We start from the raw sequence: 25,124 nt of genomic DNA, 5'->3' as shown, positions 1-25,124 counted from the left end.
TCCTGCCAATCGTCCAACGAAAATGTCACTGATGAGTGACAAGGAGGCAAGTGTAACGAGCGCACTCGCTGCGCTGATCGCCCGGGCCATCGCGCGCGATGGCGGCTGGCTCCCCTTCGACCGCTTCATGGCGCTGGCGTTGTATGCGCCCGGCCTGGGCTACTACGCCAACGCCTCGCGCAAGTTCGGCGCCCTGCCGTCGTCGGGCAGCGATTTCGTGACGGCGCCGGAACTCACGCCGCTGTTCGGCCGCGCGCTGGCGCGGCAGGTCGGCCAGGCCTTGCAGGTGTCCGGCACGGACGAAATCTGGGAGTTCGGCGCGGGGTCGGGCGCGCTGGCGGAGCAACTGCTGGAGGCACTCGGTCCGGCGCTGGCGCGCTACACCATCGTCGACCTGTCGGGCAGCCTGCGCGAGCGGCAGCAGCAGAGGCTGAAGGACCATGCCGGCAAGGTGCGCTGGGTGTCCGAACTGCCGCAACGCCTGCGTGGCGTGGTGGTCGGCAACGAGGTGCTGGATGCGATGCCGGTCAAGCTGCTGCACCGCATCGGCGGTGCCTGGCACGAGCGGGGCGTGGCCGGCGGCAGCGAGGGCTTTCGCTTCGAGGACCGGCCGACCGAATTGCGCCCGCCGGCCGAGGTGGAGGGCGCGCACGACTACCTGACCGAGATCCACCCGCAGGCGCAGGCCTTCATCCGCACCCTGGCCGACCGGCTCGAGGCGGGCGCGGCCTTCTTCCTCGACTACGGCTTTCCCGAGCGCGAGTACTGGCACCCGCAGCGCCACATGGGCACGCTCATGTGCCATCGCGGGCACCTGGCCGACGCCGACCCGCTGGGCGACGTCGGCAGCAAGGACATCACGGCGCACGTGGATTTCACCGGCATCGCGCTGGCGGCGCAGGAAGCGGGGCTGGCCGTGCTGGGCTACACCTCGCAGGCGCACTTCCTGTTCAATTGCGGCCTGCTGGAGCTGGCGGCGGATGCCGGTCCCGCCCAGCACGCGGCGATGCAGAAGCTGGTCAACGAGCACGAGATGGGCGAGCTGTTCAAGGTGGTCGGCCTGGCGCCCGGCGCTTTCTGGGACGCGCTGGGCTTCGCGCGCGGCGACCGCACCAGCCGCCTGTGAGCGTGCCCGCAGCGCCGGAGCTGCGCCTACACTGGCCCTCATGATCCGCTGGTTCATCGTCGTCTTCCTCGCCCTGATGCTGATCAGCTGGCTCACGCCGGCGCTGCAGCGGCTGGGCTTCGGCAAGCTGCCCGGCGACCTGCGCTTCAGGCTGTTCGGGCGCGAGTGGAACGTGCCGCTCGCGTCGACCCTCCTGCTCAGCATGATCGCGGCGGGGCTGTCCCGGTTGATCTGAGCCGATGAGAGCCTGCATCGACATCGGCGGCACCAAGGTCTCGGTCAGCCTGAACGACGGCAGCGGCCTCGGACTGATTGCGCAACGCGGCGAGCCCACCGCGAAGACCGGCTCCAACGACGCGGTGGCCCGCCAGGTCTTGCGCATGGTCGACGAGGCCTGCGCCGAAGCCGGCGTGGCGCCGGACGCGGTGCAGGCCGCGGGCGTCGCGTCCTGCGGCCCGTTCGTGCTGGTCGACGGTCGCATCGAGATCGCCGCGCCCAACATCTGCGGCGGCCTGGCCGGGCCGGCGCGCGGACTGCCCAACGACTGGACGACCGCCGTGCTCGAGGCGCCGCTGGCGCGCCGCTTCGCCCGGCTGCGGCTGGAGAACGACGGCATTGCGGCGCTGGAGGCCGAGCGCCGCTGGGGCGCGCTGCAGGGCGTGGACGACTGCGCCTACGTCACCTGGAGCACCGGCGTCGGCACCGGCCTGTGCGTGGGCGGGCGCGTGCTGCGCGGCAAGCACGGCAACGCCGGCCACGCGGGCCACATGTTCGTCAGCGACGACGACCGCGCCCTGTGCGGTTGCGGCAACGTCGGCGACCTGGAGGCGCTGGTCGGCGGCACCTTCCTGAAAAGCCGCTTCGGCCTCGAGGCGGCCGCGCTGATGCAGCACGCACGGGACGGCGACGCGCCGGCGCTGGCGGCCGTCGATACGCTGTGCCGGCTGATGGGGCGCGGGCTTTACAACCTGGTGGCGGCGCTGGACCTGCAGCGCATCAGCATCGGCGGCAGCGTGTTCTGCCACAACCGCGAACTGCTGCTGCCGCGGCTGCAGGCCGAAGTCGGCCGCCACCTGAAGCCGCTGACCAGCGGCTGCGAGCTGGTGCCGGCCGGCCTGGGCGAGCGCGTGGGCGACTACGCGGCGCTGGCCCTGCTGGACTGAGGCTCCATTTCATTCCGGGCTCGGCCCGGCATCACGCAGGCGTGGATGGCGGCGCGCGGCCCCAGGCCGGAGAAATTTCGCGGCGCCCCACAAATCAGCCCCGACAGTCACCGCCCGCCGCGTGAACCAGCGTGCGGGTTCGAAGAGGTGTTTGCAGCGCCAGGTGTCCTAGGAACAGGCGCCACCACCACTAGGACCGGCCGCTTGCGGCCGTGCACTTCGGCTCCTTGGTGACGGCCGCGCGGCAAGGCCGGATGACCGGGGCCGGACCGTCAGGCGGACAGATGAACCTCCACCGCCTGCACCCGTGCCTTGTGGATGCGCTCGCCGACCTGCGGGCCGGTGACGCCCTGTGCCTGCGCGGCCTCGGCGATCTCGCGGGTGCCGACCGCCTGGGCCGCCTGCAGCGCCCCCCACAGGCGCGGGCGCTGCGGGTAGGCGTCTTCCTCCATCCCCAGCCGCCCGCGCGCATCGCACTCGCACGCCAGCAGCACGTCGGCGAAGCGCTGCGGCTTGCGGAAGGCGTCGCAGCGCTCCAGCAGCCGCACGACCGCCGCCGGGCCGAATTCGCCGCTGCGGTGGATGTTGCCGTGCTCGCGCGCGACGACGTCGGCCAGTTCGCTGCACTCGGTGGGCACGCGCAGCCGCTGCGCCAGCTGCTTGAGCAGCCGGGCGCTGCGCTCCTCGTGGCCGATGTGCCGGGGCAGCACCGAAGCCGGCGTGGTGCCCTTGCCCAGGTCGTGCGTGAGGCAGGCGAAGCGCACCGGCAACCGGGCCTGCAGCCGCGCGCTCATGTCCAGCACCATCAACAGGTGCACCCCGGTATCGACCTCCGGGTGGTATTCGGCACGCTGCGGCACGCCCCACAGCCGATCGACTTCCGGCAGCAGGCGCTCGAGCGCGTCGCACTCGCGCAGCACCTCGAACATCCGCGAGGGACGGCGCTCCATCAGCCCGCGCGCCAGCTCCTGCCAGACGCGCTCGGGCACCAGCGCGTCGGCTTCGCCGGCGGCGACCATGCCGCGCATCAGCTCCAGGGTTTCCGGGGCGATGCCGAAGTCGCTGAAGCGGGCCGCGAAGCGCGCCACCCGCAGGATGCGCACCGGGTCTTCGCGGAACGCTTCGGTGACATGGCGCAGCACGCGCGCCTGCAGGTCCATCCGGCCGCCGTAGGGATCGACCAGGCGCCCCTGCTCGTCGCGCGCCATGGCGTTGATCGTGAGGTCGCGCCGGCCCAGGTCGTCTTCCAGCGTGACGCTGGGGTCGGCATGGAAGGCGAAGCCGTGGTAGCCGCGGCCGGTCTTGCGCTCGGTGCGCGCAAGCGCGTACTCCTCGCGGGTCTCGGGATGCAGGAACACCGGGAAATCGCGGCCGACCGGCAGGTAGCCGGCCGCCACCATCTCCTGCGGGGTGGCGCCGACCACCACCCAGTCGTGGTCGTTCACCGGCAGTCCCAGCAGCGCATCGCGGACCGCCCCACCGACCATGTACGTCTGCATGGGGCCAGTGTAAGACGCGGCCGTTGGCCCGCCGGGTCGTGGGGCCGCGCGAGGCCGGGGGGCGCCGTCAGCGCGAGAGCCGGTACGGTTCCTCGAACTCGCGGAAGTCCTGCTCCGCCAGCGCGCCGTCGATCCAGGCCTTCACCCCGGGCTGGGCGCCGAGCCGATCCATGTAGCCGGCGATGGCGGGCGGCACGGGCATGCCATAGGTCCGGAAGCGCATGCAGATCGGTGCGTAGAACGCGTCGGCGATGCTGAAGTCGCCGAACAGCAGCGGCCCGCCGGACTGCTGCAGCAGTTCGGTCCACATGGCCACGATGCGATCGACGTCGGCGCGCACCGCCGGCTTGTCGCGGTAGCCGAGCGGGCCGACGTCCGGCAGCGAGGCTTCGATGTTCATCGGGCACAGGCCGCGCAGGGCGGCGAAGCCCGAGTGCATCTCGGCGCAGACGCTGCGCGCGCGGGCGCGTGCCTGCAGGTCGCGCGGCCACAGCGCCTTGTCGGGGAACTTCTCGGCCAGGTATTCGGCGATGGCCAGGCTGTCCCACACCGTCAGGTTCCCGTCCACCAGCACCGGCACCTTGCCGGCGGGGCTGACCTCGGCGAGCGAGCGCTTGAACTGCGAGTCGGCGGCGAACGAGTCGAAGCGCAGCTTCACCTCCTCGAACGGGATGCCGGCCTGGCGCATCAGCACCCAGGGCCGCATGGACCAGGACGAGTAGTTCTTGCTGCCGATGTAGAGCTTGAGCATGGGGCCTCCGGAACCGATGTGCCGCGGATGCTAGCGCCGGCCCGCGCCGGCATTGATGCCGAAAGCCCGCACCATTGATGCGGTCGGGCGGGTCAGGGGCCGGCGGCGTCGTCCGGCCGGACCACGACCCGGCGGATGCGGCGCGCCTCGATCCAGCGCCGCAGCGGGCCTTCCAGCCGCAGGATGGCCAGCACCAGCACGGTGGCGAGGGCGGCCGTGGTGTCGCGGCCCAGGCCGACGCCCATGCCGATGGCCGAGGTCATCCACAGGCTGGCGGCGGTGGTCAGGCCCTGCACTTCGTCCTCGGTGTCGCCCTTGAGGATGGCGCCGGCGCACAAGAAGCCGACGCCGGCCAGCAAACCCTGGATCACGCGGCTGATGCCGTCCGTGTCCATGCCGCCCTGCAGCGGGATCAGCACGAACAGCGCCGCGCCCAGCGCCACCAGCATGTGGGTGCGCAAGCCGGCCGGCTTGCCGGCCAGTTCCCGCTCCAGCCCCACCAGCGCGCCCAGCAGCGCCGCCAGCACCAGCCGCACCGCCACCCGCGTGAAGGTCTCGACGTCCGGCAGGTCCGAGAACTCGTCCGCCACAGTGGCAAGGACCCGGTTCCACGCGTCCACGTCAGCTCTCCCGGGCGGTCATTGGCCCCACGTGGCCCCCGAAAGCGTAGGTCCATGCCAGTGCGACCGCGGAACCGGCTTCGCCGGGCCGCTGGTGGCGCCCCCTCGAGGGGGAGGCGCCGAAGGCGCTTCGGGGGTGGGAGATCACTTTCAGGGGAGGTCGGGCATGGGCTCGGGGAGCGCGGCGTCGCGCGGGCCGACCAGCCCCAGGCGGGCCTTCAGCGATTGCGGCTGGCCGGTCAGGATGGCGGCGTACAGCGTGGTGTTGGCCAGCACCTTCTTGACGTAGTCGCGCGTCTCGCCGAACGGGATGCCCTCGGCCCAGGCGGCGGCTTCCATGACCGGGCCGTTGCGCCAGGCGCGCGGCCGGCGCGGGCCGGCGTTGTAGGCGGCGGCAGCCAGCGGCATGGAGCCGTCCAGGTCGTCCAGTGCCAGCTTCAGGTAGGCGGTGCCGATGGTGATGTTGGTCTCGCGGTCGGTGAGCTGCTCCGGCCGGAACCCGTTCAGCCCGATCTTGCGCGCGGTCCAGCGCGCCGTCGCCGGCATCACCTGCATCAGGCCGCTGGCGCCGACGTGCGAGCGGGCGTCCATGATGAAGCGGCTTTCCTGGCGGATCAGGCCATAGACGTAGGCCGGATCGAGCCCGATCGCCTGGCTGCGGCGCACCACCGCGTCGCGGTGCGGCATCGGGAAGCGCTGCTGGGCGTCGAAGGCCTCGCGGGTGCGCTCGCTGGTGTTGATGCAGCGGTCCCAGACTTCGCGCTCGCACGCCATCTGGGCGGCCGCCAGCAGCTCGCGCTCGCCCATGCCGCCGGGCCTGGCGAGCGCGGTGGCATAGACCCATTCGCGGTTGCCCTCGGGGCGCAGCCCGATCAGGATGGCGTACAGCGCCCGGTTGAGCGCGGGATTCAGCCGCGCCGCCTCGCGCTCTTCGGGTGTCAGCGGCGCCGGCGGCGCGGGCACCGTCACCGGGCGTCCCAGCTCCTCCAGCGCCAGCTGCTCATAGAAGCCGCGCGGGGAAGCCAGCGCCTCCAGCATCCGGGCGGCCTGGGCGCGCTGCGCCTCGCGGCCCGACGCCAGCAGGGCGCGCGCCTTCCAGTACTGCCAGGCCGGATCCTGCTGCGCCGCATCGCTCATGGCGTCGATGGCGGTCCGCACGCTGTCCCACAGCGGGCGGTTGCCGGCGCGCAGCGCGGCGCGCGCCTTCCAGGCCAGCATGTCGTCGCTCAGGTCGCTGTCGCGCGAGACGCGCGCGTAGTAGCCGAGCGCATCGGGCGACTGGCGCTGGGCCGACTGCTTGGCGATCGTGCCCCAGATCCAGTTGCGCTCTTCGGGCGAGATCTGGGGCCCCCACTTGTCCTCCAGCAGGCGCGCGGCGTTGTCGATGTCGCCGGTGGCCAGCTTGAGCAGGGCCAGCCCGATCAGCTCCTTGCGCACGCGCGACGCGGCGCTCACCCGGGCGGCCAGGAACCTGGTCGGGCTGGCCTCGATCTGCGCCAGCAGCGGCAAGGCCTCGGGTGCGACCATCTCCACCGCGGCGGCCGCCGCGCGGGGGCGATTGGCCTCGATCGCCAGCCGCGCCTTGCGCCAGGCATCGGCCTGCACCAGCCGGTTGCGCCCGCCGGCCTCGCCCATCAGGCGGCTGGCCGCGTGGCTGCAGGCGTCATCGTCGTTGCGCTGGGCGAACCAGAGGCGCCGCACCTCGTCGCCCAGGGTGGCCGGCGCGGCGGGGCCTTCGCTCAGGTGCTGCACCAGCAGGGCATAGCACTTGACCTGCGGGTCGTCCTGCATCCGGTAGTGCGCGTGCAGGTCGGCGAAGCTGGCCCAGTCGCGCCGCTCGCCCAGCAGCCGCAGCCAGTCGTTGCGCAGGCGGTCTTCCTGGTAGGTGCCGGCGTAGCGAACGAGGAAGTCCTGCACCTCGGCCGGCGTGGCGGTGTCCAGGCGTGCGCGCAGCTCCCAGTAGGCGGCCCACGGCTCCAGCGCATGGCCGCGCACCTGCGGCAGCAGCTGGGCGAGCCGGACCTTGTCGCCCTTGCGCCAGGCCTGCGCCATCTCCAGCACGGTGTCGTCGCCGGGGGTTTGTGCCAAGGCGGCGCCGGCCATCGCCAGCAGCAGGGATGTCAGAATCGGCCGGAACTTCATCGGGGGATTATGAGCACGCCGGAGGAGAAAAAAGCCCTGCGGGCGCGCCTGGTCGAGGAGCGGCTGAACCTGCCGGACCGGCTGCGGCGCTCCGCGCTGCTGCAGCAGGTGATGCGCATCTGGCTGGTGGGCCGCCCCGACACCGTGATCGGCGCCTATTGGCCGATCAAGGGCGAGTTCGATCCGCTGCCGGCGTTGCACCGCTGGAAGGAAGACGGCGAATTGCTGGACGAACCGCAGTTGCGCCGCATCGCGCTGCCTGTGGTGGACAAGCTGCACAAGACGCTCCAATTTCACGCCTGGCACCCCGGCTGCCCGATGGAGGAGGACGCCTACGGCATTCCGAAGCCGAAGGACACCGAGGTGGTGGTGCCCACCCTGCTGTTCGTGCCTTGCGTCGGCTATGGGCCGGGCGGGTTCCGACTGGGCTACGGCGGCGGCTTCTACGACCGCACCCTGGCCCGGCTGCAGCCGCGGCCGTTCACGGTCGGCCTGGGCTTCACCACCGGCTACCTCGACGAGCTGGCGCCCGAGCCGCACGACGTGCCGCTGGACGCCATCCTGAACGACAACGGCGTGGTCTGGCCAGTCTGAACACCAAGGGGGAGCGGAAATGAAATACATCAAGCGCGGCCTGCTTGGGCTGCTGGTCCTGCTGGCGCTGGCCGCGGCGGCGCTGCAGGCCAGCGGCCATGGCTACATCTGGAACGCCCTGCGCTTCACCTACCTGCAGGGCTACAACACCGCGCACATCGACGACGCGCGCAATTTCACCCAGGCGCGCGTCGCCGGCGGCACGCCGCAGCCCTGGCCGGCGGCGCAGGCGCTACCGCTGTCGGACGGTACGGCCGCCTACCTGCGCCAGCACCGCAGCGCGGCCTTCCTGGTGGCGCAGCGCGGCGCGCTGGTGCACGAGAGCTACTTCCCGCCATACGGGCCGGACAGCCGCACCAACGTCTTTTCCATGGCCAAGACGCTGGTGACGATGCTCGCCGGCGCCGCGGTGGCCGACGGTACCGTGTCCTCGTTCGACGCGCCGCTGGCCACCTGGATCACCGAGTACGCCGGCCATCCGCAGGGTCGCCAGGCGACGCTGGCGCAGTTGTCGGCCATGACCTCGGGCCACGCCTGGGACGAGAACTACTACCTGCCGCTCAACCCGACCACCGAGCTGTACTTCGGCGGCGACGCGCAGGGCACGGTGCTGCGCCAGGGCTTCGAGCGCGAGCCGGGCAGCGGCTACGAGTACAGCAGCGCCTCGACCCAGGTGCTGGCCATCGCGCTGCAGCGCGCGCTCCAGGCGCGCGAGCCCGGCACGACGCTGTCGGCTTACGCCTCGCGGCGCCTGTGGCAGCCGCTCGGGCTGGCCGAGGCGAGCTGGAGCCTGGACCACCCGCGCGAGGACGGCGGCATGGAGCTGGCCTACTGCTGCCTCCACACCTCGGCGCGCAACATGGCGCGGCTGGCGCAGCTGCTGCTGCAGGGCGGCCAGTGGAACGGCCAGCCGGTGCTGCCGGCGGATTTCGTGCAGCGCATGACCACGTCCAACGGCAAGGTGGCCCACTACGGCCACGGCCTGTGGATGGATCCGCAGCACAGCCCGCCCTTCTGGTTCATGCAGGGGCACCTGGGGCAGTACGCCATCGTGGTGCCTTCGCGCGAGCTGGTGATCGTGCGCCTGGGCCAGTGGCGCACCAAGGAACGCCAGCGCCATCCCTCCATCCCGGAGGAGGTCTACCTGTACGTGCAGGAAGCGCTGGCGATGACCGAGGGGCGCTGAGCCGGGCCTTTCAGTCGATGTTGTCGATGGTGTCCGGGTCCGGCACCTCGCCGATGGTCTGGCGCGTGGCCTTGGCCTGGGCCTGCAGCCACTCGCAGAAGGCGCCGATCTCCGGCCGCTGGTGGCTGCGCTGGCCGACGATCAGCCAGTAGGACAGCGGCGAGTCGATGCGCAGTCCCGGCAGCGGCTCGACCAGGTCGCCGTTGGCCAGGCTCTCGGCCACCATCGGCAGCCGCGCCAGCACCACGCCCTGGCCGGTGAGCGCGGCCTGCACCATCTGGTAGGCGTAGTTGAAGTAGAGCCAGCGCTTGGGCTGGAAGCGCGTCAGGTGCTGCTGCGCCAGCCAGCGCTGCCAGCTCAGCCACTCCATGTGCGAGGGGAGGGCGTCGCCGGCCTCGATCAACGCGAACTGGGCGAGGTCGGCCGGCTTCTTCAGCGGCGTGGCCTTGAGCAGCCAGGGGCTGGCCACCGGCGTGAGCTGCTCGCCGAACATGCGGATCGCCTTGGGCGGCATGTGGTCCGCCGGCCCGTAGCGCAGCGCCAGGTCGACGTCGGCCAGGTCCAGGTCGAGCGAGGCGTCGGTGGCGTCGATGCGGATGTCGATCTCCGGGTGGTCACGCTGGAACTGCTCCAGCCGCGGGATCAGCCACATCGAGGCGAACGAGGCGAAGGTGGTGATGGACACGCTCTTGCGGCCGGCGTTGTGGCGGATCTGGCGCACGGCGGCGTCGATGCGCGGCAGCGACTGCGACACCGCCGCCAGCAGCTGGGCGCCGGCGCCGGTGAGCTCGACCGCCCGCGTGTGGCGCAGGAACAGCGGCACGCCGACCTCGTCTTCCAGCGACTGGATCTGCCGGCTCACCGCCGATTGCGTCAGCGCCATCTCCTCGGCGGCGGCGCGGAAGTTCAGGTGGCGGGCCACCGCCTCGAAGGCGCGCAGGTGGCCGGCCGCGATCGGGCGGCTGCGCAGGTGGGTCTGGGAATGCAGCATGGACGGGCTGGCGGCGGCGGGCTCGGGATTGATGCGGGAAGCGAATGAATAGCCTAGCTGCATTTCATTGGACTGCCAACCGCGCGCGCCCGATCATCCACTCACCCCGAAACGCCTCCCAGGAGATCGCCATGAGCACCCTCACGCTGACGCAATCGCAACAATCGACGGCCGCCCTGCCGGGCACCTGGCGGCTCGATGCCGGCCGCGCCGTGACGCTGCGCCCGCGCGAGGACAGCCTGCTGCGCGTGGCCGGAGGCGGCATTTGGCTGACCTTCGACGGGCCCCATGCCGGTCCGCTCAACGACCTGGGCGACCGGGTGCTGGCGGCGGGCCAGCAGGTGCGGGTGCGCGCGGGGCAGCGGCTGGTGCTGGAGTCGAACCAGCGCCGTGCGCCGGCGTTCTTCAGCTGGGACCTGGCGCCGCAGGTGCAGGAGGTCCGTGTGCCGCGCCGGCAGGCGGTGGCGCAGTCCTGGCGCGAGCTGCACGGCGCGCTGGTGCTGGCCGGGCAGGCCGGCTGGCGCCTGCTGGCGGCGCTCGCCGGCCTGGCGCTGGGCGGTGCGCGGTCGCGCCCGCAGCCCGATCGCTGCTGCGCGATGTGAGCCGCGGTGGACGGCCGGGTGAGCCCGCCCCGAAGGAGCGGTGAGGGCATTCGGCCGTTCAACATTCCGTAATGGATTACGGTAAGTAGAATCGCCTGCTTTGCATCCGGATCGCAGGAGCCCCACCGTGTCCAAAGCCTTCGCCAGCCAGGCCGACCTGGCCGACAAGCAGATCACCTTCGAGCAACTGTCGCCGCATTGCTGGGCCTACACGGCCGAGGGCGACCCCAACTCGGGCGTGATCATCGGCGACCAGTTCATCCTGGTCAGCGACGCCACCGCCACCCCGGCCATGGCGCGCGACCTGATCGCCCGCATCCGCACCGTCAGCGACAAGCCGATCAAGTACGTGCTGCTGACGCACTACCACGCCGTGCGCGTGCTGGGCGCCAGCGCCTACGCCGCCGAGGGCGCCACCGAGATCATCGCCAGCCAGGGCACCTACGAGCTGATCGTCGAGCGCGGCAAGGAGGACATGCAGTCGGAGATGGAGCGCTTCCCGCGCCTGTTCCGCAACGCCGAATCGGTGCCGGGCCTGACCTGGCCGACGCTGGTGATCGGCGGCGGCGACCCGGCCAAGGGCGAGGTGTCCGGCCGGCTGACGCTGGACCTGGGCGGCGTCAAGGTGCAGGTCTGGCACCCCGGCCCGGGCCACACCCGCGGCGACACCATCGCCTGGGTGGAAGAGGAAAAGGTGCTGTTCTCCGGCGACCTGGTGGAGTACGAAGCGGGCGTCTATACCGGCGACGCCCACCTGGAGGAATGGCCGGCCACGCTGGAGGCGCTGCGTGCCCTCGGGGCCGAGGCCCTGGTTCCCGGCCGGGGCGAGGCGATGAGGGGCAACGCGCAGGTCAACAAGGCGCTGGACTACACCAAGCGCTGGGTCGAGACGCTGTTCGCGGCGGCGAAAGAGGCTGCCGCCGCCAACATGGACCTCAAGGCCGCGATGGCGCACACCCGCAAGAGCATGGACCCGGTGTTCGGCCATGTGTTCATCTACGAGCACTGCCTGCCGTTCGACGTGAGCCGCGCCTACGACGAGGCGCGCGGCATCAAGAACCCGCGCATCTGGACCGCCGAGCGCGACAAGGAAATGTGGGCCCAGCTCCAGCAGTGAGCCCCGGCTGAACAGTCGCGCGGCCGACCGGGCTGCGCGACTGTCGGCGTGTTCCGACGGATCGCGCGCTGTGCGCCGACTGCGCAGCGCTGCCGTGTTCCCTATGGTGGTGTTTTCCCCCAAGGAGCATGGCCATGAACCAAGGCAAGAAGTCGTCCCAGCAGCAGCAACAGCAGCAACCGCAACGCCAGCAGGACCAGCAGCAGCGAAGCTCGCAGCAGCGCCAGCAGCAGCAAGGACAGCAAGAGCAGCAGCAACACGGGCAGCAGCAGCCCCAGCAAAAGCAGCAGCCGCAGCAGGGCCAGTCCCAGCGTTCCTCCCAGCGCCACGCTGGCCAGCAGGCCCCGCAGCAGCGATCGGGCTCCCAGCAGCAGCAATCGGCCGGCAAGCCGCAGCAGCAGATGGGCGAGGGCAGCTACGAAGGCACGCGCGAGTACAACCGGCGCACCGAGCAGTACCTGCAGTCGCACGACGTCAAGGCCGACGCCCAGGCGGCCCAGCCGGGCTCGGAACGCGAAGCGCGCGAGATGAAGGAAGCCGAGCGCGAGGGCCGCTCGCACTCCAAGGGCGAGCACTGACCGCCAGGCGCCTTGCGCTGTTTCCTCCGCCGGCGCCCCGCCAAGGCGGGCGCCGGATGGCGCGCGTTCAATCCCGCACGCTGCGCGCCGCCACCACCGTGGCGGCGGCAAGCAGGCCCAGTGCGGCGGCCATGCCGCCGATGCCGCCCCACTGCAGCGCGGCGCCGGCGGCCACCGGGCCGGCCGTGCCGCCGGCGGTGTAGCCGGTGATCATCGCGGCCGCGCCGCCCGCCGTGGCGCGCCCTGCGAACACATGGGCGACCTCCACCATGGTCAGCGTGTAGAGCGCACCCCCGACCGCGCCCCACAGCGCGCCCACGCCCCACAGCAGCCAGGGCCACTGCGGCGTGAAGGCCAGCGCAACGCTGGAGGCCAGCAGCAGCAGCGCGGCCACGGTGAACACGCTGCGCAGCGCGAACCGATCGGCGGCCAGCCCCGCCGGGTACTGGCAGGCGAAGCTGCCCATGCCGATGGCGCCGGCCACGGTCGCGGCGGCGCTCAGGCTCAGTCCCATCGCCGAGGCATGGGCGGCACTGATCGAGCCCAGGCCGGCCTCGAACACCCCGCCGCTGAAGGCGATCAGCACCAGCAGCGGCACCCGGCGGATGGCTTCCCAGGTGCCCGCCTGGCCGGGCGGCGGCTCGCTGGTCGCGTGCGCCGGGATCGCTGCGGCGATCAGGCCGCACAGCGCCACCAGCACGGCGCCGGCCCACAGCACCGGACGCGCCCCCCATCCCAGCAAACCCGGCAGGAAAGGCCCGATCGCCAGCGAGGCGCCCAGCAGCGTCTGGTACAGCCCCATCACCCGCCCGCGCTGCTGCGGCGGCGCTTCGCGCGCCAGCAGCGCCTCGGTGGCGTTCCACAGCGCGGCCGCCCCGATGCCGATGAACACCGAGCCCAGCGTCCACGGCAGCCAGTGGTCGGTGAGCGCATACAGCGCGGCGCCGACCAGGTCCAGCGCGCAACCGGCCCGGTAGGTGCGCACCACCCCCCAGCGGGCAATCACCCGCGGCACCAGCGGGATCAGCAGCCCCACCATCGCGAACGGGACCATGGCGAACAGCCCGACTTCGGCCGGACTGGCTCCGGCCTGCTGCAGGCTGACGGCCAGCACCGGCGCCGTCATCGCGAAGGCCAGCATGATCAGCGAGGTGGCCGCGGCGAAGCGCCACACCACCGCCATGCGGCCGCTGCCCGCGGCCGCACTCATGGGCGGTCTGCCGCCAGCTCGGCCAGGTCGTGCTGCCAGCTGCGCAGGCGGCGCGCGGCGTGCTCGCGCTGCTCGGGCGTGGTGGCGTTGTGCAAGGCCGCGACCTGGCGGCAGGTTTCCTGCGCTGCGACTTGCTGCCAGGCGCGCCAGGCCGGATCGGGCGAGGCGCCGAAGCGCTCCAGCAGCCCGTGCACCGCGGTCCGTGCCTGCTCGGGCGGCTGCGCGGTCAGCCGGCGCAGCACCGCGAGCGTGTCCTGCTGGCGGCGTTGGCGCTCGGCATGGAACAGGGCTGGGCTGAACGCAGAGCGCTCGAGCTGCTGGCGCAGGGCCGCCAGCTGGCGCTCGCCCAGGTGGCCATAGAACCGCTCGGCCCGCTCGCGCATCTGCTTCAGGCGCTTGTCGACCTGCTCGCCGGCCGACAGGTGCAGCCAGTCGCGCTCGTAGTCGCGGTTGATGCGCTCGTAGCGGCGCTCCAGGTGCTGCAGCTGGGCCGCCGAGAGGGTCAGGGCGTGCGCCGCGATCATGGGTTCGGCCTGGTTGCGCAGCGCCAGGAAGCGCTCGCGCAGGTCGCCCTCGAAGGCACAGACCCGTTCGGCCGTGGTGTCGGCGCCGGCCTGCTGCTCGATGCGCTGCAGCAGCGCGGCGATGCGCGGCAACTCGGCGCCGCGGTGCCAGGCCAGCAGCCGGTGCAGGTCCTCGCGCACGTGGCGGCCCTGCTCGCCTTCGAAATCGACGTAGCGCGCCAGCCACCAGTACGCCACCTCCGGCAGCGCGTTGTAGCCGAGCTTGAGCGTGCTGCAGGCGGCCAGCGCCAGCGCAAGACTCATCAAGCCGATAATTCGCGCCATGCGGGGCGCCGTGCGCGCCAGGAGCAAAGGGATTGACATGACAGCAGTGGACGTGGTCATCATGGCCGCCGGCAAGGGCACGCGCATGAAGAGCCGCAGGCCCAAAGTGTTGCATCGTTTGGCCGGCCGTGCGCTGGTGGACCACGTGCTGGCCTGCGCCGCGCGGCTCGGCGCGCGCCGCACCATCCTGGTCACCGGCCATGGCGCGCAGGAGGTCGAGGACGCGGTGCGGCCGGTGGCGCCGGCCGCCGTGTTCGTGCGGCAGGAGCCGCAACTGGGCACCGGCCACGCCGTGCAGCAGGCGCTGCCGCAGCTGCCGGACGACGGCATCGCGCTCATCCTCAACGGCGACGTGCCGCTGATCCAGCCGGAGACGCTGCAGCCGCTGGTGGACGCCTGCGGCGGCGAACGCCTGGCCCTGCTGGGGGTGGAACTGCCCGATCCCACCGGCTACGGCCGCATCGTGCGCGAGGGCGACGGCGTGCGCGCCATCGTCGAGCACAAGGATGCCGACGAGGGCCAGCGCGCCATCCGGGAGATCTACACCGGCTTCATGGCCGTGCCCAACCGGCTGCTCAAGCGCTGGCTGGCGCGCCTGACCAACGACAACGCCCAGGGCGAGTACTACCTGACCGACGTGGTCAAGCACGCGGTGGCCGACGGCGTCGCGGTGGTCGCCATCGACTGCGACGACCGGGTGCAGGTGGAGGGTGTCAACAGCCCGCTGCAACTGGCCGAGCTCGAGCGTGCATTCCAGTTGCGCCAGGCGCGCGCGCTGATGGAGCAGGGCGTGCGGCTGGCCGACCCGGCCCGGCTGGACGTGCGTGGCACGCTGGACTGCGGCGCCGACGTGGAGATCGACGTCGGCTGCGTGTTCGAGGGCCGCGTCGTGCTCGGCGAGGGCGCGCGCATCGGCGCGAACTGCGTGATCGCCAACGCCGCCATCGGCGCCGGCGCCGTGATCCACCCCTTTTGCTACATCGACGGCGAGAAGGGCGAGGTGCAGGTGGGCGAGGGCGCCCTGGTCGGGCCTTTCGCACGGCTGCGGCCCGGCGCCAAGCTGGGCCCCGAGGTGCACATCGGCAACTTCGTCGAGGTGAAGAACTCCACCCTCGCGCGCGGTGCCAAGGCCAACCACCTGGCCTACCTGGGCGACGCCGTGGTCGGCGAGCGCGTCAACTACGGCGCCGGCTCCATCACCGCCAACTACGACGGCGCCAACAAGCACCGCACCGTGATCGAGGACGATGTGCACATCGGCAGCAACTGCGTGCTGGTGGCGCCGGTGACCATCGGCAAGGGCGGCACCGTGGGCGCCGGCTCCACCATCAGCAAGGACACCGCGCCGGGCGTGCTGTCGGTGGCGCGCGGCAAGCAGGCCAGCATCGCCGGCTGGCAGCGGCCGAAGAAGGCGCCGAAGTAGGGCCTCAGCCGCGCGCGGGCCGGGGCAGCACGAGGCGCGGGTCGAACTTGGCCCGCTTCACGGCGAAGAAGGCCTTCACGTTGCGCACGTTGGCGTCGGCCGTGAACAGCCGCTGCGCCAGCGCCAGGTAGCCGGGCATGTCGGGCGCATGCACCACCAGGATGAAGTCCGGCCCCGGCGACACCCGGTAGCACTGCTGCACGGCCGCCTCGGCCACCACCTTGGCTTCGAACGCCGCCATGGCGGCGTCGTCCTGGCGGTCCAGGGTGATCTCGGCGACGGCGTCCAGGCCGTAGCCGGCCAGCCGGGCGAGCCGGTCGCGGTCGAGGATCGCGACCTGGCGCTCGACCAGTCCCGCGTCGACCAGCCGCTTGACCCGCCGCAGGCAGGTGGGCGGCGAGACGTGCACCCGTTCGGCCAGGGCCTGGTTGGTCAGGGAGGCGTCCTGCTGCAACTGGTCCAAAAGAGCCATGTCGATGGCATCGAGTGAAAGATCATCCACAAGCAGCCTGATAATTTGAAATGAAGTTCCGCCAATCTAACTCATAGAAAGAAACTTTCAATAGGATTCGAAATGAGACCATTGATTTCTTGATGGGCCTCATACAGTTGCGCACCGTTCAGGAGCAATCAACCATGTGTGGCATCGTCGGCGCCGTCTCGACCCGGAACATCGTCCCCGTCCTCGTGCAGGGCCTGCAGCGGCTGGAATACCGCGGTTACGACTCCTGCGGCGTGGCCGTCTACGACAACGGCCTGCGCCGGGCACGCAGCACCGCGCGGGTGGCCGAGCTGCTGACGCAGGTGGACCGCGAGGGCATCGAGGGCACGACCGGCATCGCCCACACGCGCTGGGCCACCCACGGGGCGCCGGCGGTGCACAACGCCCACCCGCACTTCAGCCACGGACCCGGCGAGCACGCGGCCGACCGGCCCGGCCGCATCGCGCTGGTGCACAACGGGATCATCGAGAACCACGACGAGCTGCGCCGGGCGCTCAAGGCCAAGGGCTACCACTTCTCCAGCCAGACCGACACCGAGGTGATCTGCCACCTGGTGGACAGCCTGTACGAGGGCGACCTGTTCGAGGCGGTGAAGTCGGCGGTCGGGCGACTGCATGGCGCCTATGCGATTGCCGTGTTCTGCAAGGACGAGCCGCTGCGGGTGGTCGGCGCGCGCGCCGGCTCGCCCCTGATCCTGGGCGTGGGCAAGGAGGGCGGCGAGAACTTCCTGGCCAGCGACGCGATGGCGCTGGCCGGCGTGACCGACCAGATCGTCTACCTGGAAGAAGGCGACGTGGTCGACATGCAACTGGGCAAGTACTGGGTGGAGGACGCCGCCGGCAAGCCCGCCAGCCGCCCGGTGCGCACGGTGCAGGCGCACAGCGGCGCCGCCGAACTCGGGCCCTACCGCCACTACATGCAGAAGGAGATCTTCGAGCAGCCGCGCGCCATCGCCGACACGCTGGAGGGTGTGCAAGCCGTGGTGCCGGAGCTGTTCGGCGACGGCGCCTACTCGGTCTTCAAGGAGATCGACTCGGTGCTGATCCTGGCCTGCGGCACCAGCTACTACAGCGGCTGCACCGCCAAGTACTGGCTGGAGGGCATCGCGAAGATCCCGACCCAGGTGGAGATCGCCAGCGAGTACCGCTATCGCGAATCGGTGCCGAACCCGCGCACGCTGGTGGTGACCATCAGCCAGTCGGGCGAGACCGCCGACACGCTGGCGGCGCTGCGCCACGCGCGCGAGCTGGGCATGTCGCACACGCTGACGGTGTGCAACGTCGCGACCTCGGCCATGGTGCGCGAGTGCAAGCTGGCCTACGTCACGCGCGCCGGCGCCGAGATCGGCGTGGCGTCGACCAAGGCCTTCACCACCCAGCTGGCCGGGCTGTTCCTGCTGACGCTGGCGATCGCCGGCGTCAAGGGGCGCATGACCGAATCGCAGGAAGCGGCGCACCTGAAGGCCATGCGCCACCTGCCGGCGGCGCTGGCCGCGGTGCTGGCGCTGGAGCCGCAGATCATCGGCTGGGCCGAGCACTTCGCTGCCAAGGAGAACGCGCTGTTCCTGGGCCGCGGGCTGCACTACCCGATCGCGCTGGAGGGTGCTCTCAAGCTCAAGGAGATCACCTACATCCACGCCGAGGCCTACGCCGCCGGCGAGTTGAAGCACGGCCCGCTGGCGCTGGTGACCAGCCAGATGCCGGTGGTCACCGTCGCCCCGAACGACGCCCTGCTGGAAAAGCTCAAGAGCAACATGCAGGAAGTGCGCGCCCGCGGCGGCGTGCTGTACGTGCTGGCCGACGCCGACACCCGAATTGAGAGCGAGGAGGGCATCCATGTCATCCGCATGCCCGAGCACTACGGGCCGCTCAGCCCGCTGCTGCACGTGGTGCCGCTGCAGCTGCTGGCGTACCACACGGCCTGCGCGAGGGGAACGGACGTGGACAAGCCCAGAAACCTCGCCAAGTCGGTCACGGTGGAGTGACCTGCGCGGCCCCCGGCTGCTGTTTGCGAGACTGCATTAGAAGGTGAAATTCGGGACGACCAGAAGGTGAAATCGAGTCGGTCGGAAGGCGAATTTCTCCTCTGACGGAACCGCTCCGGGCTAGTCCGCAAAATCGCTCCCATTGGCCGGTACTCAGCCCCCTCAAGAAACGCGCGGTTTTTGTAACAGAGCTGTAGCCCAAGCGCGGTGAGGCCGTGATGTCGGCGATGCAGCCGCCCCCGGATGCGATGACGATCGACTCCGCCCAGGGAGCATCAGGGCAAGCACTACAGCAGCTAGTCTGCGCGACAGCGCTGCGCCTTCTCGGCGAACTCACGGCGACGCGCAAGTCACAGTCCCGCGCGGCATCTTCATTGGCGTCTCCAAGCGTGGGGCGGTGCGGACCGCGTTGGTGCAGCGGCGCGCGGGGGCTGATTTACACTGCTCGGCGGTGGGGGGGCGGCTTTGACTGCCGTGACGTCGCTTGTGGCCTCTACCTCGCGCGACGCCCTGCCTTTCCTTGCCGGCCCGCATCGCGGGCCGGCCTTTTCCTTTAGGGGTACTTCGACGGCGTCTGGCGTGCACCTTGGCTCATGGCAGCCAGCTGGTACCGATCCACAGTTGCTTTGACAACGGAGGGTCTGTCCACAGGACACCGACGGCGCGCTGCGGCAGATGCACTAAGCGTCAGATCCAAGCTATGGGATTAGGAGATGCTTTGCGAGAGGGGGCCCGGTGACAGGGGGCATCAAGCGCAGCGCGATACCGGCCAGTGGCTACGTCTACCAGACCCTGGTCGGGGTCAAGGTCCTGTGCGACTGGCTGGACACGCCCACGTTGTACACCTGGGTAAAGTTCGAAGCAGATGACGAGCCGGACGCACGGGGCTTGGACGACCTCGTGGCCCTGCGAGCAGACGGCCGGATGGAACTGACGCAGGTTAAGTTCACGGTCGGCGAGTTCGAGCCCGACTACGCTCTGTCGTGGGACTGGCTGACCGCGCGCAAGGGGCAGCGCGGCACGTCATTGCTCGAGAAGTGGTCGAGTGCGGCCTTTCGCGTCGGCTTGGAGCGACTGGGTGAGGTGCGACTGGTCACCAACAGGCGGCCTGATGCGGCGTTTGCGGCGCACCTTGCTGCGGGGAAGGTGCGCTGGCACTCGCTGCCAGAGGACTTGCGCAAGGTCATCGAGCCGCACGTGGGAGGGGCCGAGCAAGCTGCCTTGTTCTTCGACAGGTTCGAGTTTTCGCATAGCTACGTCGGCTACGAGTCGCTGATGGGAGTCGTGTCTGCGGCATTGGAGAGCCGACACACGGATCACCTGGGTTGGTTGAACCTGTTCCGCCGTGCCATCGAATGGAGCATCCACAAGAACGCACCCGCGCCTGACGGGCGCATCACCTTGCAGGTCCTGCGCAGCACGATCTCGGAGCGGCGGCCTCGGCCGCTGGACCAGGAGTTCCGAATTCCTGCAGGCTATCTGCCGCCGGATCCGGAATTCGCACAAGAATTTCTTGATCAGGCTCAGGCCGGCGCCTGGGAGCTGCGGGTCTTGTGGGGCTCCCCTGGGCAAGGCAAGAGCACCTTCTTGAGCTATGTCTGCGCGCAGCTCCAGGCCCGCGGCGTGGCCACCATCCGACACCACTATTTTCTCGATCTGCAGGACGCGTCGGATCGCTTCAGCCTCAAGAACGTTGGCCGGTCCCTAATGGCGCAGATGGAGACCGCGTTTTCGCACGCGGTGGCGCACCTGGACGATCGGCCCGAGCACCTGCGAAGCTGGATCGCTGCCTGTGGGCAGGACTGTGTCGCGCAAGGCAAGCGGCTAATCGTGGTCGTCGATGGCCTGGATCATGTTTGGCGCGAGAACGACGAGGAGATCTCGCCCATGAACGAACTCTTCGCACAGCTTCTTCCCGTTCCTGCCGGTACCACATTGGTGCTGGGCACCCAGCGCGTAGGAGAGGATCAACTGCCCCGGCGCATGGCGCGCTTTGTCGACCCGCCGGACTGGGTGGAGTTGCCGCGGATGCAGCTGCCCTCCGTCGCCGCGTGGCTGCAGGCCCAGCACGAAGCGGGCATCTTCGAATTGCCGCCCGAGGTGCCTGCCGATCGCCAACTGGGCTCCTTGGCCGAAGCGTTCCAAGCGTCGAGCGAAGGCCATCCCCTGGTACTGACCTACACGTTCATGAAGCTCGCGCATGAGCATCGCGTGCTTTCTCCTGCTTTGGTGCAGCAGATGGATGCGGCTCCGCATGGGGATGCGCGCGCGTACTACAAGGCACTTTGGCAGCGGCTTTCCTGGGGCGCTCGGGACGCCCTGCACCTGCTCGCGGAGGACAGTTTCATCTGGCCAGCGGGAGCTCTGGAAGAGTGCCTGGGCGTCGGCGACCTCAACCTGGAAGCGGAAATTGGCCATCTGCTGGCCACGGTGGATGCGGGACTGATCGCCTTTCACGGCAGCTTGTACGTCTTCATCGCTCAACAACCCGACCATGCACAGCGTGTGGGCGCGCTGCTGCCGCGCGTGCAGGCGTGGCTTGCTGCACAAGCGCCGGAATACCTGCGCTGGGCCTGGGTGTGGCTGTACGAGTCGCGCGCCGGCGAGCAGGGCAATCTTCTGGCCGGCACCACCAGGCAATGGGTGTTGGATGCCCTGGTGCGTGCTTACGAGGTAGGCCAGATCGTGCGCATCCTGGAGGTTGCAGAAGAGGTCGCGTTTGGCGCGGGCAATTACGAGCTGGCCATTCAAAAGCGGGCACTCAAGCATCGGGTGGAGAACGGCCTGACGTATCAGCTCGATGACGCAGACATGCTCCACGATTGCGCGCTGCGCCTGACTGCGGACCCCTATCCGGCGCTGCTCATGGCCTCCAGAGCGAGCCAGTCCAGCCTCCCAGAGTTGCAGCAGCTCGCTACCCTCTACCTGTCACTGGGCCAGGTGGAGCGTGCCGGCGAGGTGCAGGAGCGCATGCGCGGCAGGATCAATGACCGCATTCGTGCCGGCACCATGGAGCCGCGCGACTATGACGAAGCTATCGAGCGCTACCTCCAAGTGGCAGCCGGAACCGGCAAGTACGAGCCCGAGCGCGTGCTGACGCAGCTCAGAAGGCACCGAAGCGCTGAGGAACTGTTTGACCAGTTCCTGGCCAGTGCAAGCGGCGGCGACGATCTGGCTTGCATCATGGCTTTCAGCGGATTGCCGATGCCGGCTCGCCTGCGGCGTGTGCTGGAAACGCAGGCAGTGCGGGTCGCCGGCTGGGCCCGCGCGGGACTCCACGAATGGAAGGAGTTCCAGCGTTTCGACAAGCATCCCTTGTCAGCCTGCTGGGCGCTGCTGTACGACCGGCAGCGCACTGCGTTCATCCCCGCGCTGGCGGTCCACCCCGCCCTGCAGGCGCGCACTGGCAGCGATGACGATGCGGACTTCGCGCGCTACCTGCACCGCGCCTTCTTCGCAGCCATGGCCCGCGGCCTAGTGCTGCGTGGCGCGTCCGATCCCGGCGGCCTGGGCATTCAGACCGGCAGGAAGTGGCTTTCGGCGATGCTGCGCCGCCTTGCTGCCGCCGCCCAGACCACCGCGGCGGTGCTGGCCAGGGGGGACGTGCCGCCGGTGTCGCTGGTGTACCGGGTCGTCAGCGGAGAGCGGCCCGCCACCAATGACCATGAGAGCTGGGCCGACCTGCGCGCCGTGCGCAAGGCCCTGGTGCTGATTACCGCCGATCTCTTCCTGCTCGCGCGCTTGCGCAGCGGCGCAACGCACGTGAGCGCCGCGGAGTGGGCCGCCTGCCGACAATCCGAGCTGTTCGCTCTGGAGCACTGGCAAGAGATTTTCCTCATGCGCAGGTACCAGTTGCTGGATGCGCAGACGGCACGAGCGCACATCCAAGAGCAGGCGAGGGATGTCCGCAGCACCGTTGGGCCCTTCAATGAGAAGGCCGGGGTCCTGGCGGATCTGTGCAGCTGGGCGACGGCGTACGACTTGCCGGACTTGGCTCGTGAGCTGTTGGTGGGTACCTACCGGTACGCAATCGGGTTCGGCTGGCGCAAGGATCCCGGGTTGGCCAGGTTGCTGCAGGCTGTGGAGGACGTCGCCGAACGCGATGCGTCGGCGGCCGTCCAGGCGATTGCTAAGCTCGCCCCGGTCTTCGACCAGATCGACACGATGACGGAGGATTCGGGGGCCCGTCCCTCCGACCTGGCAGCCTTGCTGTTGAAGCTGCTTCCGGACGTGTATGTGCGCTACTACCGCCACTGGCTGGTACGGGGTGAGTGGTACCACGCCGATCGAACCTTCGCCGCTTTTGCCGAGAAAGTGGAGTTGCACTGTCCTGAAGCTGCGGTCGCACTGGCCTTCGCCTCTGGCGAGCACAGCGTGCAAGCGCTGCGAGCTCGAGCGCGTGCACCCGAAGGGGCCGCCGAAGCCTCGCCGGTCCGCTTGTGGGATCGGCAGGACTTGGCCGATGGCGATGCGGCAGACGAGCCGCACAAGGTGACGGAGATCGACGGCCTGCCCAAAGGTGCTGGAGCTGAGAAGCCGCCGATGCCGAGCGTGGCGGACTTTCCGCCAACGCGCCTGACAGAGTTCCTCGCCGCTGTGGAGGCTGCCGGGCAGTACACATCCCAATCCAGGGCCATTCGCAGTTGGTTCGAATACTGGGAGGGACAGGGCTGCGGGATCGACCTTCTGAGCGCCGTAGAGGACGTGGCCAGAAGCGACAGGGAGCCTTTGCGTGCAAGCGAACTGTTCGATCCAGCGTTTGATCTGTCCCGCCGGCTGCAGGGGCCGGACCAAGCTTTCGCCTGGCTGGTAAGGGCACATCAGCAGCGCTATGGCTGGTCGGAGCACTACTACGGCCATTCCGATTCGGAAAGGCGTCTGGCCCTCGTGGGAAGGTTCTATCCCCAACGCTGGGCCGAATTCCTGGCGCGATCTACCCTGCCGCCGCCGCGCTACCCCGAACGAAGACGTGCTATCCCGGATGCGGGCTTGGTGCGCCTGCTGCTGGAGGTGGGAGAGCTCGCGCGCGCCAGGAGCGTGCTGGTCGCGATGGTCGATACCGTGCTGGAGGAATTCGACAGCCAGCCCCTGCAGCGGCCGGCGTGGTGGCAGGAGCCGGGCGTATGACGCCTCGACAGATCGCCGACATCGGAGTGGCCCGCCTGGGCCTGCCGGTCCCCACGGGCAAGCTGGTCACGATTCAGGCTCTCGCACAGGCGCTGGCGAATCCGCAGACCGCGTACGTGTTCGAGGAGGCCGTGCTGGAGTGGATCGGCACCCGCGAGCTGGAGTCCGAGTGTCTGGAGGCGCTGTGCGCGCTCGCGCTTGCGCAGGTACGGCCTGAAATGATCTCCCGCGTTCGGCGCGTGATTCCACAGCCCTCCCTCGCATCGGATGTACTGGTGTCGCTGGCCAGCGGCAATCCCACGGTCCTACCCTCCTGGTCCGGATGTCACGCGGGGCCGGCGCCGCAGTTGCTTGATTTGCGCGGCGAGGAAAAGGCGCTGCGTGCTGGAACGTTCATCCCCCCTGCCTTCGCGCATGCGCTCGAGCGGCTAGAGGAATCCTCCGGCCGGCCGCTCGTACGGCAATGGGCGTTCGAGTTCAGCGTCTTGCGCGAACGCGTCAGCAGCTCCACGGACGGACACTTCGAGTACTTCCTCGGGCGCCAGCGAGAAAACGTCGCACAGTTCGTCGCCCGCCAAGGGCACCTGGCAAGGTCTTCGTACCTGCGTACGCTGGCATGCGCTGTGGAGCGTTGGGGCATGCCGCAGCATCTGGCGGTGGACTACGCCCTGCTGGCGCTACCCGCCGAGCCGTTGTTCCTGAAGTTGGCGCCTGGCGACGCGCCACCTTGGGCGGGAAGCCTGCACGAGCGCACCTACGAGGAGTCCGACGTCAAAGAGGAGTTGGTGCGCGACAGCCTGCAGTTGGCGGAGGTCGCCGGCAATCGCCGCGTCATGCACCTTTCGGCGGCGATCGGCGATGCGCCCTTGTGCCACGTGGAACTGACTGTCTTTGCTGTCGTCTGTGCTGAAGGACTTCCCAACGCAAAGCATGCGCTAGGGTTCTACGACCACATGCTGGGGAATCTGACTCCGGCGCGCGACAGCCTGCGAGCCTTCGTCTGCCCTGATCTTGGGCTGGAGGGGACGGAGGAGCTGGGCTTCGTCCCGACCGTTCTCCCGCTCATCGGAGCCAATGTCGGTTACCTCCAGACGGACTTCGTCGGGCGCATTCCTTACGTGCCGCTGGCGTCGGCGTCCCTGCCCCAGCTCGAGATGGCGCCTGGGGTAGGCGGGGCCCAGCTGACCTCCCAGGGGGTGCCTGTGGGAGAGTTCGCCTGCTGGTACTGGAACTGGCAGCCGTCGCATCCAAGAGGCTGGCCCAGTCCGATTGGCTGCTGCTCCACGCTCACGCGCGAAGCCGCTGATCGCCTCGAAGCGGATCTAGGCGGTCGAATCCAGCACGTGTGGAAGCTCACGACGTGGACGCGGCAGACGGAGTACGGGGAATGGGCGCGGGCCAAACACGTGGGCGTTCTCTCGAGTGGACCCCCACACCACTGAGACCGTCGGACGTGTTGCGGGAACTTGCCCCTCGAGTGTTCACTGCAACGAGAGAAGTCCAGCTGCCTTCCTAGCGAGCGCTCGTCGGAAGCGGAGGCGGTGCAAGAATCACCCTCTGGGCTGATCTCTTATGTGGCCCGTACAAGGAGACAGTGCACAAGTGGCAGACGTCTTGTTCAACAAGCTCAAGCCGAGCAAGAGCTATCACGCTGATCTGG

The 25,124-nt window shown here is 69.8% G+C and carries 20 protein-coding genes; 12 read left to right on the top strand and 8 right to left on the bottom strand.

Annotation, left to right across the window (positions count from 1 at the left end; translation table 11 throughout):
• The first annotated feature begins 22 nt into the window (after positions 1–22).
• Genes PE066_RS08835 through PE066_RS08825 form a run of 3 tightly spaced genes read left to right on the top strand, consistent with a single transcriptional unit; the run spans position 23 to position 2,289 of the window.
• Positions 23–1,126 (top strand): class I SAM-dependent methyltransferase, encoded by a 1,104-nt coding sequence (locus PE066_RS08835; protein WP_271236180.1) that lies wholly within the window; start codon positions 23–25, stop codon positions 1,124–1,126.
• A gap of 40 nt (positions 1,127–1,166) precedes the next feature.
• Entirely contained in the window at positions 1,167–1,361 is a 195-nt protein-coding gene (locus PE066_RS08830; protein ID WP_271236179.1) for a DUF2905 domain-containing protein, read from the top strand.
• 4 nt (positions 1,362–1,365) lie between these two features.
• Entirely contained in the window at positions 1,366–2,289 is a 924-nt protein-coding gene (locus PE066_RS08825; RefSeq protein ID WP_271236178.1) for an ROK family protein, read from the top strand.
• Positions 2,290–2,561: 272 nt separating this feature from the next.
• On the opposite strand, the gene PE066_RS08820 is transcribed toward PE066_RS08825, so the two are convergent.
• From PE066_RS08820 to PE066_RS08805, 4 genes are all read right to left on the bottom strand, one after another.
• Entirely contained in the window at positions 2,562–3,788 is a 1,227-nt protein-coding gene (locus PE066_RS08820; protein ID WP_271236177.1) for a multifunctional CCA addition/repair protein, read from the bottom strand.
• Positions 3,789–3,855: 67 nt separating this feature from the next.
• Entirely contained in the window at positions 3,856–4,539 is a 684-nt protein-coding gene (locus tag PE066_RS08815) for a glutathione S-transferase family protein (protein WP_271236176.1), read from the bottom strand.
• A gap of 92 nt (positions 4,540–4,631) precedes the next feature.
• Positions 4,632–5,159, bottom strand: coding sequence for an MgtC/SapB family protein (locus tag PE066_RS08810; protein ID WP_271236175.1), 528 nt, complete (start codon positions 5,157–5,159; stop codon positions 4,632–4,634).
• Positions 5,160–5,309: 150 nt separating this feature from the next.
• Positions 5,310–7,301: a lytic transglycosylase domain-containing protein gene (locus PE066_RS08805; protein WP_271236174.1), complete on the bottom strand. Its 1,992-nt coding sequence runs from the start codon at positions 7,299–7,301 to the stop codon at positions 5,310–5,312.
• 9 nt (positions 7,302–7,310) lie between these two features.
• Here PE066_RS08805 and PE066_RS08800 point away from each other — a divergent pair, with 9 nt between their 5' ends.
• Both PE066_RS08800 and PE066_RS08795 read left to right on the top strand, forming a co-directional pair.
• Positions 7,311–7,895: a 5-formyltetrahydrofolate cyclo-ligase gene (locus PE066_RS08800; RefSeq protein WP_271236173.1), complete on the top strand. Its 585-nt coding sequence runs from the start codon at positions 7,311–7,313 to the stop codon at positions 7,893–7,895.
• Positions 7,896–7,914: 19 nt separating this feature from the next.
• Entirely contained in the window at positions 7,915–9,081 is a 1,167-nt protein-coding gene (locus PE066_RS08795; protein ID WP_271236172.1) for a serine hydrolase domain-containing protein, read from the top strand.
• Positions 9,082–9,091: 10 nt separating this feature from the next.
• Here the strand turns inward: PE066_RS08795 and PE066_RS08790 are convergent, their stop codons facing one another.
• Positions 9,092–10,072 carry a LysR substrate-binding domain-containing protein gene (locus tag PE066_RS08790; protein WP_271236171.1) on the bottom strand — a complete coding sequence of 327 codons (981 nt, stop codon included), beginning with the start codon at positions 10,070–10,072 and terminating at the stop codon, positions 9,092–9,094.
• A 131-nt stretch (positions 10,073–10,203) separates the two neighbouring features.
• Here PE066_RS08790 and PE066_RS08785 point away from each other — a divergent pair, with 131 nt between their 5' ends.
• The 3 genes from PE066_RS08785 to PE066_RS08775 all read left to right on the top strand — a co-directional run bounded on the left by PE066_RS08785 (position 10,204) and on the right by PE066_RS08775 (position 12,369).
• Positions 10,204–10,674 (top strand): DUF2917 domain-containing protein, encoded by a 471-nt coding sequence (locus tag PE066_RS08785; protein ID WP_271236170.1) that lies wholly within the window; start codon positions 10,204–10,206, stop codon positions 10,672–10,674.
• Positions 10,675–10,801: 127 nt separating this feature from the next.
• Positions 10,802–11,791, top strand: coding sequence for an MBL fold metallo-hydrolase (locus tag PE066_RS08780; RefSeq protein ID WP_271236169.1), 990 nt, complete (start codon positions 10,802–10,804; stop codon positions 11,789–11,791).
• A 134-nt stretch (positions 11,792–11,925) separates the two neighbouring features.
• Entirely contained in the window at positions 11,926–12,369 is a 444-nt protein-coding gene (locus PE066_RS08775; protein WP_271236168.1) for a hypothetical protein, read from the top strand.
• 67 nt (positions 12,370–12,436) lie between these two features.
• On the opposite strand, the gene PE066_RS08770 is transcribed toward PE066_RS08775, so the two are convergent.
• Positions 12,437–13,579 (bottom strand): MFS transporter, encoded by a 1,143-nt coding sequence (locus PE066_RS08770; protein ID WP_271236167.1) that lies wholly within the window; start codon positions 13,577–13,579, stop codon positions 12,437–12,439.
• The gene (locus PE066_RS08765) at positions 13,576–14,406 is read right to left on the bottom strand and encodes a DUF6279 family lipoprotein (protein WP_271236166.1); all 831 of its coding nucleotides are present in this window, start codon (positions 14,404–14,406) and stop codon (positions 13,576–13,578) included. Before PE066_RS08765 ends, PE066_RS08770 begins: the two co-directional genes overlap by 4 nt.
• A 58-nt stretch (positions 14,407–14,464) precedes the next feature.
• On the opposite strand from PE066_RS08765, the gene glmU reads away from it, so the two are divergent.
• A complete protein-coding gene (gene glmU, locus PE066_RS08760; protein ID WP_271236165.1) occupies positions 14,465–15,850 on the top strand; it encodes a bifunctional UDP-N-acetylglucosamine diphosphorylase/glucosamine-1-phosphate N-acetyltransferase GlmU in 1,386 nt (461 codons plus the stop codon).
• 4 nt (positions 15,851–15,854) lie between these two features.
• Here glmU and PE066_RS08755 read toward each other — a convergent pair whose 3' ends face one another.
• On the bottom strand, positions 15,855–16,322 hold the full coding sequence (locus tag PE066_RS08755; RefSeq protein WP_271236164.1) for an Lrp/AsnC family transcriptional regulator: 468 nt from the start codon (positions 16,320–16,322) through the stop codon (positions 15,855–15,857).
• 164 nt (positions 16,323–16,486) lie between these two features.
• Between PE066_RS08755 and glmS the strand changes: the two genes are divergently transcribed.
• The 3 genes from glmS to PE066_RS08740 all read left to right on the top strand — a co-directional run bounded on the left by glmS (position 16,487) and on the right by PE066_RS08740 (position 24,906).
• Positions 16,487–18,337, top strand: a complete 1,851-nt coding sequence (gene glmS / locus PE066_RS08750) for a glutamine--fructose-6-phosphate transaminase (isomerizing) (protein WP_271236163.1) — start codon at positions 16,487–16,489, stop codon at positions 18,335–18,337.
• Between the two features lie 735 nt (positions 18,338–19,072).
• Positions 19,073–23,464, top strand: coding sequence for an NACHT domain-containing protein (locus PE066_RS08745; RefSeq protein WP_271236162.1), 4,392 nt, complete (start codon positions 19,073–19,075; stop codon positions 23,462–23,464).
• Complete coding sequence (locus PE066_RS08740; RefSeq protein WP_271236161.1) at positions 23,461–24,906, top strand: hypothetical protein; 1,446 nt, start codon at positions 23,461–23,463, stop codon at positions 24,904–24,906. The genes PE066_RS08745 and PE066_RS08740 overlap by 4 nt, the downstream gene beginning before the upstream one ends.
• The last annotated feature ends 218 nt before the right edge of the window (positions 24,907–25,124 follow it).

The organism is Ramlibacter tataouinensis (assembly GCF_027941915.1).
In the GTDB taxonomy this organism is placed as follows: Bacteria; Pseudomonadota; Gammaproteobacteria; order Burkholderiales; family Burkholderiaceae_C; genus Ramlibacter; species Ramlibacter tataouinensis_C.
The sequence above is the reverse complement of the archived record's forward strand: the minus strand, read 5'-3'. Positions and strand labels throughout refer to the sequence as shown.

What these genes read in the sequence shown, in the direction of transcription:
- PE066_RS08835 (WP_271236180.1), top strand. Translation starts at nt 23, where the DNA reads ATGTCACTGATGAGTGACAAGGAGGCAAGTGTAACGAGCGCACTCGCT.
- PE066_RS08830 (WP_271236179.1), top strand. Translation starts at nt 1,167, where the DNA reads ATGATCCGCTGGTTCATCGTCGTCTTCCTCGCCCTGATGCTGATCAGC.
- PE066_RS08825 (WP_271236178.1), top strand. Translation starts at nt 1,366, where the DNA reads ATGAGAGCCTGCATCGACATCGGCGGCACCAAGGTCTCGGTCAGCCTG.
- PE066_RS08820 (WP_271236177.1), bottom strand. Translation starts at nt 3,788, where the DNA reads ATGCAGACGTACATGGTCGGTGGGGCGGTCCGCGATGCGCTGCTGGGA.
- PE066_RS08815 (WP_271236176.1), bottom strand. Translation starts at nt 4,539, where the DNA reads ATGCTCAAGCTCTACATCGGCAGCAAGAACTACTCGTCCTGGTCCATG.
- PE066_RS08805 (WP_271236174.1), bottom strand. Translation starts at nt 7,301, where the DNA reads ATGAAGTTCCGGCCGATTCTGACATCCCTGCTGCTGGCGATGGCCGGC.
- PE066_RS08800 (WP_271236173.1), top strand. Translation starts at nt 7,311, where the DNA reads ATGAGCACGCCGGAGGAGAAAAAAGCCCTGCGGGCGCGCCTGGTCGAG.
- PE066_RS08795 (WP_271236172.1), top strand. Translation starts at nt 7,915, where the DNA reads ATGAAATACATCAAGCGCGGCCTGCTTGGGCTGCTGGTCCTGCTGGCG.
- PE066_RS08790 (WP_271236171.1), bottom strand. Translation starts at nt 10,072, where the DNA reads ATGCTGCATTCCCAGACCCACCTGCGCAGCCGCCCGATCGCGGCCGGC.
- PE066_RS08785 (WP_271236170.1), top strand. Translation starts at nt 10,204, where the DNA reads ATGAGCACCCTCACGCTGACGCAATCGCAACAATCGACGGCCGCCCTG.
- PE066_RS08775 (WP_271236168.1), top strand. Translation starts at nt 11,926, where the DNA reads ATGAACCAAGGCAAGAAGTCGTCCCAGCAGCAGCAACAGCAGCAACCG.
- PE066_RS08770 (WP_271236167.1), bottom strand. Translation starts at nt 13,579, where the DNA reads ATGAGTGCGGCCGCGGGCAGCGGCCGCATGGCGGTGGTGTGGCGCTTC.
- PE066_RS08765 (WP_271236166.1), bottom strand. Translation starts at nt 14,406, where the DNA reads ATGAGTCTTGCGCTGGCGCTGGCCGCCTGCAGCACGCTCAAGCTCGGC.
- glmU (WP_271236165.1), top strand. Translation starts at nt 14,465, where the DNA reads ATGACAGCAGTGGACGTGGTCATCATGGCCGCCGGCAAGGGCACGCGC.
- PE066_RS08755 (WP_271236164.1), bottom strand. Translation starts at nt 16,322, where the DNA reads ATGGCTCTTTTGGACCAGTTGCAGCAGGACGCCTCCCTGACCAACCAG.
- glmS (WP_271236163.1), top strand. Translation starts at nt 16,487, where the DNA reads ATGTGTGGCATCGTCGGCGCCGTCTCGACCCGGAACATCGTCCCCGTC.
- PE066_RS08740 (WP_271236161.1), top strand. Translation starts at nt 23,461, where the DNA reads ATGACGCCTCGACAGATCGCCGACATCGGAGTGGCCCGCCTGGGCCTG.